Origin of the sequence: Kitasatospora sp. NPDC056531 (genome assembly GCF_042794375.1) — a bacterium.
Lineage (GTDB): Bacteria > Actinomycetota > Actinomycetes > Streptomycetales > Streptomycetaceae > Kitasatospora.
Map to the genome: position 1 here is coordinate 1 of NZ_JBHTTU010000151.1, position 9,930 is coordinate 9,930.

The window sequence follows — 9,930 nt, forward strand, 5'->3', positions numbered from 1 at the left end:
CCATGCTTGGAGGACACCCCCGGAAAACGGGACCCCCCCCTTCGGCGGTCGGGGGAAATTTGACCCGCCCCACCCCGACCACCCCTGCCGGGCGCTCGGACAACCCGGCCCCCGCTGCTCGGTGTCAATGCCTTGCGGCATCCTTGATCTTCTCCATCGCATGCTTGGCGTCGGCGTTGGTCTGTTGGCCCTTTCCTTCGGCGGTCATCCGTCGGTCACCGACGGCCTTGCCAACGGTCTCCTTCGCCTTCCCCTTCAGCGCTTCGGTGGCGTTCTCCGCCTTGCGTTACGTGCCCATGAGCACCGCCTTCCTCGTCCTCGCGCAGCCGCACGGCTTGCAGGTCCCGGCGTGAACGTATCCGTGTCAACCAGTCGGTCTCACAGCCGCTCGTCACCAGCGATACCAACGGCCGTCGGCCCCGTGCAGTGCAAAGCCCAGGATCCACAGCACCAGCACGGCGAGGGCGACCCACCACAGCACATGGACCGCGAATCCCGCACCCCCGAGTACGAGTGCCAGCAGCAGGACCAGAACGAGGAGCAACATGATCCACAACCTCCTTCATCACCCACCGCGCCTGCCCCGTTCAACGGGGCGTACACCCCCGAACTTCGCGCATGTTGACGGGGGCAGCCTGGCGCTGGCTCGGAGTGGTTCGGACGGACCTGGCGGGACGGGGCACGTACGCGATCTCCGAAATCTCCCCGATCGGTTCTGGCGGCCGCCATTTGACGGATATGGAGGCCAGGTCGAAGGTGACAGGTACCAGGTGGGAAGCGATCCGGGCCGAGCGCTGGCCGACGCTGCGTGCCCTGACTGGAGAGGGACTGATCGACGATGTCGGACAAGACAGCCAAGCAGACCGCCGAGTTCATCAAGCCGCTGCAGGTGAAGCCGGGGTCGGAGATCGATGTGGCCGAAGACTTCGATCCTCGCTACAGCGCTGGTTTGAAGAAGCGCGATGGCGTCGAACTCCTGCGCGCTGGCGTGGCGCTGCTGGCCGAGTACCAGAATCGGCTCGCCGCCGAGGCCAGGTACGGTGTCCTGCTCTGTCTGCAGGGGATCGACGCCGGAGGCAAGGACAGCACCATTCGTCACGTCATGAGCGGAGTGAATCCGCAGGGCGTCAGGGTGAGCAGCTTCAAGGTTCCCTCGGCTGAGGAGCTCGAGCATGACTACCTTTGGCGCTACTCCCAACGGCTGCCGGCCCGCGGGGAGATCGGGATCTTCAACCGCTCCCACTACGAGGAAGTCTTGGTGGTGCGGGTCCACCCCGAGTACCTGGACCGGCAGAAGCTCCCTGCCGAGGCGAAGAGCCCCGCGGTCTGGGAGCGCCGTTACCGGGAGATCAACGACTGGGAGCGCTACCTCACCGACAACGGCTTCAAGGTGGTGAAGATCTTCCTCAACCTCTCGAAGGAGGAGCAGCGGCTCCGGTTTCTGAAGCGAATCAAGCGGTCGGAGAAGAACTGGAAGTTCTCCGCGGCCGACGTCCGAGAGCGGCAGTGGTGGGACGACTACCAGCAGGCGTTCTCCGCGATGCTGTCGGTGACGAGCACCGCGTGGGCTCCCTGGTACGTTGTCCCGGCCGACCGGAAGTGGTTCGCGCGTATGTGCGCGGTCGGAATCCTCATCCACACCCTGATGGAAATCGACCCGCACTACCCGGCGGTGGACGAGAAGGCCCGGAAGGAACTGCGCACCGCCAAACGCCTGCTGGAGGCGGAGACTGCCGAGGGCGTCGAACTTCGATGACAGTCAGTGGGTGTCCCGCGGGATGTGGTGTCCCGGGCGAAGGCAGTGATGCGGTGCCGGTCTGAAACGGACGGTCTCGCCGTGCACCCGAGCTTGGCAACGCCCACGAATGCGCGTCCTCCAGCCAAGGCGGATCGTGGAGGGATGGACGAGATTCCTAAGCGCTGGGGGCTGACGTTTCCCGGGCCCCAAGGCGCGCACGGCGAGCAGACAGTCATCGCGGTGCACTTGCGAGCCGGTGAGACCGGTCCGCACGGTCACCCCCTCTACACGGACGACCGGGGGGTCCTGGCGGAGATCACAGCGGACGGCGTGGTATTCCTCCTGGACAGCGACGGCCTGCCCGAGCCAGGGACACCACCGCACGCACACCCGCTGCTCTGAGCTGGTGGCCGCGCCAGGCTGGTCCGAAGGGCAGGTGAGTGCCGATCGGGCATGCTTTCGTGACGGCAATCCAGAGCCGGCTGGGTCATCCCGTCTTCCGAGGCATTCTGCTGTTCTGGAGCCGTCGGTCTGAACGTGGGTCGGCGCCATGGGTGTGTGGGTCAGGTATTCGGGTCGGCGGCGCTATTGTCGGCGAGCGCGGACATCCGGTCGCGATCGATCGCGAGTCGCCGAGCGACACAATGCCGACCGGGCGGTCGGTCTCGAGGTCCGACAGTCTGGGCACTGCAGACCTCGCCGACGGTGCGGTCGATGTCGTTTCCTCCGGCGAGCGGCCGTACGACCAGGTCGCGGTCGGTGACCAGGCCGCGGAGGTAGCCGTCGTCGGTGATCAGGACATCACCGATGTCCGCGTCACGCGTGCGGGCCACAGGCCGGAAACCCGAGGCGACGTGCAGGTTGGACGGACGGTCGAGCCGCCGGGCTACTCCGGCTTCGGCTGGTATGGCAGCAGGTGGGGCGGACAGCCCCTTGCCTCGGTCGCGATGGGCCCGCACCCACCCGGTGTCCTCTTGGTTCTCGGTGTCTGAGCACCCCCCGCCGGGGTGGCATTCATTCTGAGGGCGGTGGCTGCTCCGCTTTCGTCGCGCGGGCAGGCGAGTCCGGGTCGGAGCGGGGCGGAGACAGGAGCGGCGGCGCGGGGGAGCCGGGCCACGTTCGCCGAGCACAAGGCCCACACCGGCGAGCGGCCCGGCCAGGAGGGCGAGGAATGCGGCATCCTCGCGAACTCCGTCTCCTGTCCGAGGGAATTGGCATCGCGGCGGTCGGCGCCGTCGTTTTCGCCGATCCCAAGTCCTCGGTGATCGACATCGTCCAGGCGGTGGGCCGGGCGCTGCGTCAGTCCCACTGGCAGGGCAAGGTGTCCTGGGTCGTCATCCCGGCCTACCTGCTTCTGCGGTCGGCGACGACATCGCCACCGCCGACCCGGCTGAGGTCCGCGACGCGGGCGCGGTGGTGAAGGCCGAGGCCGACACCGAGATCGAGGCCGAGTCGTTCCGGACGATCTGGCGGGTCCTGCGAGCCCTGGCGACGCCCGGGTGGTCGGCCGGATCACCGAGCTGTGCTCCCACCGCGGCCAGCCCCGGCTGGCCACTACGGCGGAGGCCGCCGGGGAGGGCGCCGGGGCCGAGGACGGCGAGCGACCTGCAGTGCCGGAATCGCCGGTCGACTGGCTGCGGATCGACGCCCGGAACCCGGGACGAAGCAGCGCCGCACGCATTTCCCCTCGCCGAGAGCAGTATGGAGTCGTCGGGGCGGCTTCGATGGCTGACATCGAGCCGCCGGGTGGACTGCGCAAGGAGGCGTGATGACGTCGAACGAGTCTTCGGTCCCAGAGTTCTCGGCTGAGGTCGAAGCGCGCACCGAGCTGCTGAGGGCGATCAGCGCGGAGACCCGCGCCCTGGACCGGTACAGCGGGCAGCACCACCGTGCTCAGCCTCATCAACGAGTATCGCCGAGCAAGCTGACCATCCGACGAACCCACAGATCACACCTGGTGAAGCCGTTTTGGAGGGCTACGGGAGAGCTTCCCGGGCCAACGGCAGACCCGCAGCGGTTTCATCGCCACCGGGCCCGGAACGTGCCCCGGCGGGATGAGCACAACTTTGCTCCGTGTGGCGGGTGAGGTACGCGTTGAACGGGTGCCGTCGTGCGTGCCGAAGAGCGATTCGCGGGCGTGCTGGTATAGGTGGTCGCACTGGATCACTTTCTGCGTATAAGTGACCATTTTAGACTCTTCGTCCCTGGAGGACATCCATGCCCATGCTCGCCAGGCTGCGCCCCCGACGCACCCTCGAACTCGCCCTCGCCCTCACCGCCCTGACCGTCACCGGCGTGGGCACGGCCACCGCGGCCGAGCCCAAGCCGCTCGGCGGCCACCACGAGACCACCGAGTTCAAGCTCTTCCCCAACACCCCGTTCCTGCCCTGTCTGGCAGGCAACGGCGAGACCCCGCGCGTGAAGGCCGAGGTCCGCCGCGGCGAGCTGAATGACACCATGGAGATCGAGCTGCGCGGCTTCAAGCCCGACCTGGACTTCGACCTCTTCACCGTTCAGCGCAGCAACCAGCAGGCGAACGGTCAGCCCGTCCCCGGATTCAGCAACTTCGGTCTGGCCTGGTACCAGTCTGACCTCCACACCGACCACGCCGGCAACGGCCGCGCCGAGATCCGGACCATCCTGCTCGACCAGATCTTCGGCTTCGACCCGGACGTCTCGCTGCCGCCCACGAACACCTTCCACGTCGGGTTCTGGTTCAACAAGCCCAGCGACGCGGCCGCGTGCGGCTTCACCGGCACCACACCGTTCAACGGTGAACACAACGCCGGGCCACTCGCCTTCATCACCCGCCCCGACGCCACGACCGGACTCGGCCCGCTCTGCACCAAACCCGACACCTCCACGAGTCCCGCCACCTGCAAGGCCTGACATAGCGCGAAAACCGACGGTGCCCGGCATCACCTCGCAGGAGTGCTGGGCACCGACCATGGAATCCTGGAACTGCGCGGAACTTCAGTGATCACGGCGACGGTTGGCCTGACCTGCGACAGAGCTGGTCGGGCGTTCTCGTCCGCCCTCCCGGACTTCATCTTGCTCCATCCGGCTTGCTTCGCTCGGCAGGCCTGATGCCAACCGGTGTCGTGCTCGGGAGATCACTGAATCAGGGGCCCGCCGATAAATTAGTGGTGCGTGTCGCGTCAACCCGTCGTTGATGCTGCGTGCATGACGTATCTGGCGAGTTCGCTGGGGTCGATGAGGCGGACGGGGAGCGGCTCGCTGTGGAGGCCGTGCTGCTGGAGCAGGGGCCGGGTCTGCTGGATGAGGGCTCGCATCTGGTTCTCGCCGATGTGGAAGAGGTGGGCGATCAACGACGCGGGCAGGCCCCTCTGGTCCAGGATGGCGGCCCAGACGATGTTCTCGACGGCCATTTTGCGGTGGCGTGGGCGTTGTTCCGGCGGCAGCGTGTCGATCATTTCGCGGATCTCGGTGACGAGGTGGTCGAGGCTTGGCGGGAGGCGCCGGTCAGCACGGGGTGGGTGGCCAGGGCCGCGTCGAAGGTGTGGGCCGCACGGGGGTGGGAACGACGTCCGGGCGGCTGCAGTGGCACCGGCGGGACGCCCGGCCGCGGCGGGATGGTGTAGTTCCACTCGCCGTGGAAGTCGTCGGGGTCGACCTTCAGTGCGGCGGCGTGCTGCGCGTCGGTCTGGATCCCGGTGGGGTAGCGGTTCTCGTCCCAGTCGTGCAGTCACGCGCAGCCCGGTCGCGGTGGTGGTGGACGCGATCAGGTTCAGGGCCACCTCGATGCTGGTCAGCGGGCGGGCACGGCAGTTCATGGATATGAAGGAGAACAGCCGGTGTTCGACCTTGTTCCATTGTGCGTCCAGAAGACGGAGGTTGATCGTGTTAGGTGATTGACCACCAGTCGTAAGCTCGTCGTCGCTTGCCGGTGCAAGTCCGGTCCGGGTAGCTGCCAGGAGGCCCGGTAGCAGGCTGGCGGCATCGGGGGGAAACGCCCGGTGTCGAAGCCCAGCGTCAAAAGCCCTTCAGGGGGAGCAACCGAGCGGTCCGTAGCATCAAGCGAAGCCTGCCGCGTCGTGAAAGTTCCCATCGTGAGGTGGGGCAAGGGAGAGCCGAGCCCGGAGTGTCAGGGCGAAGGCCATGGAAACGGTGAAGACCCTGGAATCGCAGCCGTGAGGAACTCCCCGGCGTAAGGGGCGCGGAACGTTCGGATAGTGACGGCGGGAACTGGAGAGGCCCTCCCCGGCCCGGTGGCCTGCGCGCAGGTGCCGCCGGAAGCTTGGTGCCCTATAACCGATGACCTCGGGAAGTGGGTGCCGGCCGGGTGGGCGTCAGAGGCGGCCGTAGTACTGCTTGAGCCGAGCGGACAACATAACCGCCGGTGAGGGAAGGGCCGCTACTTCGTCGATGCGTAGAGATGTGGAGGAGGGGCCCGGTGAGTGCCCAGGTGGCTAGTCCCGCCGACGGGGGACGTTCTCCCTCGGATCCGGTCCGTGCCTTGCAGCATGCGCTCTACCGGGCGGCCAAGGCCGACCCCGGACGGCGGTTCCACGCGCTCATGGACAAGGTCTCGCGCAGGGACGTCCTATGGCGCGGGTGGGTCGCGGTGCGCCGCAACAACGGCGCTCCAGGTATCGACCAGACCACTTTGGAGGAGGTCGAGGAGTACGGGGTGGCCCGGCTCCTCGACGAACTGGCCGCGGAGTTGAAGACCGGCAGCTATCGTCCGATCCCTGCGCGTCGGGTGTTCATCCCCAAACCCGGCACGCTGGAGCAAAGGCCGCTGTCGATCCCTTCGGTCCGAGACCGGATCGTCCAGGACGCGTGGAAACTGGTGGCGGAGCCGGTGTTCGAGGCGGATTTCCTTCCGTGCTCATTCGGATTCCGGCCCCGGCGCGGTGCCCACGATGCACTCCAGGTTCTCATCGACGAGTCCTGGCAGGGGCGCAACTGGGTGGTGGAGACGGACATCGCCAACTGCTTCGAGGCGATTCCGATTGAGAAGTTGATACAGGCGGTCGAGGAACGCATCTGCGACCAGCCGTTCCTGAAGCTACTGCGCGTGATGTTGCGTGCGGGCGTCATGGAGGAGGGGCAGGTCCGTCGGCCGGTCACGGGAACCCCACAGGGCGGGGTTGCATCCGCTTTGCTCTGCAATGTCTACCTGCACCGGCTCGACCGGGCATGGGACGTGGATGAGCACGGGGTTCTGGTGCGTTATGCCGACGATGCGGTGGTGATGTGCAGGTCCCGGCGGCAGGCCGAGGTGGCGCTTGCGCGGCTTCGGGAACTGCTGGCCGAGCTCGGCTTGGAGCCGAAGGAGGCCAAGACCAGGATCGTGCACCTTCGGGTGGGAGGCGAGGGAGTGGATTTCCTCGGCTTCCACCACCGGTTGGTGAACGCGCCCGCCCGTCCCGGGCGGCGGCCGTTCCCCTTCCTCGCCCGCTGGCCCGCAGACAAGGCGGTGCGGCACGCACGGGAACGGATCCGGGAACTGACGGACCGCTCCCGGTTGCTGCTGCCGACCGAGATGGTGGTTCAGGAGCTCAACTTGTTCCTGAACGGCTGGGCGGCGTACTTCAAGTACGGCAACTCGGCGCACCGCTTCGGTGTGATCAGGGAGTACGTGCGGATGCGGATGGCGCTGTTCATCGGCAAACGTCACAAGCGCTCTCGCAGCTTCGGATGGCACGTGGTGGCCTATGCCTCCCCGGACCATCTGGGCCTGGTCAGCCTTGCTGGGAACGTCGTCGCTCCCAGGCCCTTCCGGGACTGGCGGGGGAGACCGAATGCCGGTGGTGAACGACGTCGGTGAGCCGTGTGCGGGAGAACCGCATGCACGGAATCGAGGTGGCGGGGGCTGGAAACGGAACGCACGTACTGCGTCACCGCGCCAGTCCCCGACCCTATTCGATGTCCCCGGCCTGTCCCCGGCGGCAGGTGGCACACGCTGATCTCGAGGCCGGTCTCGGTGGCCAGGACCGCGAGGTTGGCCTTCCATGCTTTGGCGCGGGTGCTGTTGGAGCCGCCGCCGTCGGCTGTGATCAGCAGTCGCGTCGCGCCGGGGTAGGTGGCCCGGCCCTCCTCGGTCCACCAGCGGCGCAGGGCCGCGACCGCGAACGCGGCGGTGTCGTGGTCGGTGCCCACCACGACGAATCCGGTGTTGTGCCCCACGTCGTAGATGCCGTAGGGATCACCGTGCCGGTCTCCTGCGAGGGGAAGTCGTGGTCGAGGACCTTGATCGGCGCGCCCGGCGGCACCAACTCTCGCCCCGCCTGCGCGAACAGCCCGATCTGCTCCTCCTTCGTCGTGTCCACGCTGATCACTGGGTCCCCGGCATCCAAGAACCGGCTCACCTTGGCGTTCAGGTGCCGGAACTGGGCGTCGCGGTCCGGGTGGGCGTTGCCGGCCGGGACCCTGGCGTTGCCGCGCAGGCTGAACCCGGCCCCCTTCAGCAGCGCGGCGATCGTGTCCCGACCCACCGCATGCCCTTGGGCGGCGAGCTCGTCCGCCAGGTTGCGCAACGATTTCGTGGTCCAGGTCAACGGCCCTATCGGATCACCTTGAGTGCTGTCCTCGACCAGGGACAGCAGCACGGCGCGCAGGCGCGGGTCCTTCTCCGCCGCGGCCGGGCGGCCCCCGCCGGGGCGGCGTACCCGCCCGTCCGACTCGGCGCCCGCCTCCAGATCGGCCAGTCCGCGGCTGACGCAGCCCTTGGACACCCCGGCCGCCGCAGCAACGGCGGCAATCCCCCCGTGCCCGAGCTGCCGAGCCTCCGCACCGTACAGCAACCGACGCTGACGATCGTTCAGATGCGGGACCACCGCTTCGAACTTCGCCCGCAGCGGACCGATCAACTCATCGAAACGCCTCAGACCACATCAACGAGCCCAAGTCCCGGAAGCAACCCGTAGATTCCCGACGGCCCCCGAGGACGAACGCGGCGGACTCCGGCGGGACGGAGAAGGCGTTGGCCAGGCCGAGCGCGGCGATGGCCAGGCCGGGGATACGGGTGAGGTCGATGGTGATCGTCAGTGTGGTCTCCTTTGTCGAAGTTGGTTGCGGCGGTGGGTCGTCAGGAGCGCCGGCGCAGGATGGGCGGAGATTCGCCGCCGTGGGACTCGATCAGGTCCCGCACCAGGGCGACGGGGACGTGCAGGTAGATGCCTTCGGTGGGGGCATCCTCGTCCGAGCCGGGTTCGAGGTAGTCGCGCCAGTCGGCCCAGGGTTCGGGGTGCCGGGTGGGGAAGCCGACCTCCGGTGTTCGGGCGGGCAGCAGGAATACCTCGGTGGGGTCGGGGGCCGGCACCGAGAGGCAGAAGCCGTCGGCACACGCGATGTGCGTGTCCCGTACGGCGAGGCCGAGGGCGTTGCGCGGTGTGCCGTTGGCGATCGCGTGATCGAGTCGGGGGGTGGTCAACCGGTCCTCCAGGTAGGGGTGTCGGGGGCAGCGGGTGGGGTTTGCGATGAGCGCGGCGAGGAATCCGGCGACCGGCTCGGAGGGGGTGTGGATGCCGAACTCCTGGGTCCACGCCTCGGCGTCGGCTGGCTGGACCCGGACGCGCCAGACGATGCCGCGCTGCCAGGCGCCGGGGTCTTCGCGCAGCCCGCCGACGTAGACGCACCCGTCCGGGCTGGTGCAGCGCACGTTGGCCTCGGGGGTGTCGACCATCGGCCAACCAAGGTTGTCGAGCAGCGTGAGGACCGGCTCCGCGCTGTGGTCGCAGGAGAGCCAGGAACGGTCCTCGGCGGTCGGGCAGACGGGGTCGGGCAGGAGGCTGCTGGGAGTGTTCACGGGGCCGGTCCCTTCGTTGACCTGCGGTTTCGGCGACACGAGTACGTTGACATGCAGCATCCCGAAGTTCGTAGTCGATTCCCCGGGCCAGCGGTCTGCCGTGGGCGAACTGGGAGGGAATGGATCAGAGCATCCAGGTGCTGAACCAGGGTTACGGCGCGGGGCCGTAAGTGGTGTGAAGGGTGAAGAAGGCATTGGTGCTGAGCAGAGGCCGGGACATGGCGGCGCTGGATCGCAAGATCCGGGCGGCGGGGCGGGCGTGGACGATGGGCGACATCGTGATAATCGCCGATGGCCAGTGGGCCGTTCGCGCGACGAGCCGCGCCGAGCGGGAGCAGAACGATGCGGTCGAGGCTCGGCTGGCGGACGGTCAGCGGATGGAGCTGACCCTGGAGGAGCTGGCCCGCGTGGTGGGCTG

General features: G+C 67.9%; 10 protein-coding genes and 3 pseudogenes. 7 read left to right on the forward strand and 6 right to left on the reverse strand.

Features of this window, described 5'->3' with window-relative positions; all coding sequences use genetic code 11:
- Positions 1-124: 124 nt before the first annotated feature.
- Together ACFQ87_RS42285 and ACFQ87_RS42290 are read right to left on the reverse strand one after the other, a co-directional pair.
- Positions 125-283, reverse strand: a pseudogene (locus ACFQ87_RS42285) (CsbD family protein); the annotation flags it as partial.
- 108 nt (positions 284-391) lie between these two features.
- Complete coding sequence (locus ACFQ87_RS42290; RefSeq protein WP_380616291.1) at positions 392-547, reverse strand: hydrophobic protein; 156 nt, start codon at positions 545-547, stop codon at positions 392-394.
- Between the two features lie 291 nt (positions 548-838).
- On the opposite strand from ACFQ87_RS42290, the gene ACFQ87_RS42295 reads away from it, so the two are divergent.
- From ACFQ87_RS42295 to ACFQ87_RS42315, 5 genes are all read left to right on the forward strand, one after another.
- On the forward strand, positions 839-1,756 hold the full coding sequence (locus ACFQ87_RS42295; RefSeq protein ID WP_380616292.1) for a polyphosphate kinase 2 family protein: 918 nt from the start codon (positions 839-841) through the stop codon (positions 1,754-1,756).
- Positions 1,757-1,900: 144 nt separating this feature from the next.
- Positions 1,901-2,140, forward strand: coding sequence for a DUF6296 family protein (locus ACFQ87_RS42300; protein ID WP_380616293.1), 240 nt, complete (start codon positions 1,901-1,903; stop codon positions 2,138-2,140).
- 38 nt (positions 2,141-2,178) lie between these two features.
- Positions 2,179-2,730: a hypothetical protein gene (locus tag ACFQ87_RS42305; protein WP_380616294.1), complete on the forward strand. Its 552-nt coding sequence runs from the start codon at positions 2,179-2,181 to the stop codon at positions 2,728-2,730.
- A 179-nt stretch (positions 2,731-2,909) separates the two neighbouring features.
- Positions 2,910-3,158, forward strand: coding sequence for a hypothetical protein (locus tag ACFQ87_RS42310; RefSeq protein WP_380616295.1), 249 nt, complete (start codon positions 2,910-2,912; stop codon positions 3,156-3,158).
- A gap of 797 nt (positions 3,159-3,955) precedes the next feature.
- The gene (locus tag ACFQ87_RS42315; RefSeq protein ID WP_380616296.1) at positions 3,956-4,627 is read left to right on the forward strand and encodes a hypothetical protein; all 672 of its coding nucleotides are present in this window, start codon (positions 3,956-3,958) and stop codon (positions 4,625-4,627) included.
- Positions 4,628-4,896: 269 nt separating this feature from the next.
- Here ACFQ87_RS42315 and ACFQ87_RS42320 read toward each other — a convergent pair whose 3' ends face one another.
- Both ACFQ87_RS42320 and ACFQ87_RS42325 read right to left on the reverse strand, forming a co-directional pair.
- Positions 4,897-5,172: a hypothetical protein gene (locus tag ACFQ87_RS42320; protein WP_380616297.1), complete on the reverse strand. Its 276-nt coding sequence runs from the start codon at positions 5,170-5,172 to the stop codon at positions 4,897-4,899.
- A gap of 264 nt (positions 5,173-5,436) precedes the next feature.
- A pseudogene (locus ACFQ87_RS42325) lies at positions 5,437-5,688 on the reverse strand (hypothetical protein); the annotation flags it as partial.
- Positions 5,689-6,215: 527 nt separating this feature from the next.
- Here ACFQ87_RS42325 and ltrA point away from each other — a divergent pair.
- Complete coding sequence (gene ltrA, locus ACFQ87_RS42330; protein ID WP_380616298.1) at positions 6,216-7,532, forward strand: group II intron reverse transcriptase/maturase; 1,317 nt, start codon at positions 6,216-6,218, stop codon at positions 7,530-7,532.
- Positions 7,533-7,624: 92 nt separating this feature from the next.
- Here the strand turns inward: ltrA and ACFQ87_RS42335 are convergent.
- A pseudogene (locus tag ACFQ87_RS42335) lies at positions 7,625-8,505 on the reverse strand (ISAzo13 family transposase); the annotation flags it as partial.
- A 287-nt stretch (positions 8,506-8,792) separates the two neighbouring features.
- The gene (locus ACFQ87_RS42340; RefSeq protein WP_380616299.1) at positions 8,793-9,512 is read right to left on the reverse strand and encodes a DUF317 domain-containing protein; all 720 of its coding nucleotides are present in this window, start codon (positions 9,510-9,512) and stop codon (positions 8,793-8,795) included.
- A gap of 182 nt (positions 9,513-9,694) precedes the next feature.
- Between ACFQ87_RS42340 and ACFQ87_RS42345 the strand changes: the two genes are divergently transcribed.
- Positions 9,695-9,930: hypothetical protein (locus ACFQ87_RS42345; protein WP_380616300.1), on the forward strand; the 236-nt coding region annotated here is incomplete at its 3' end.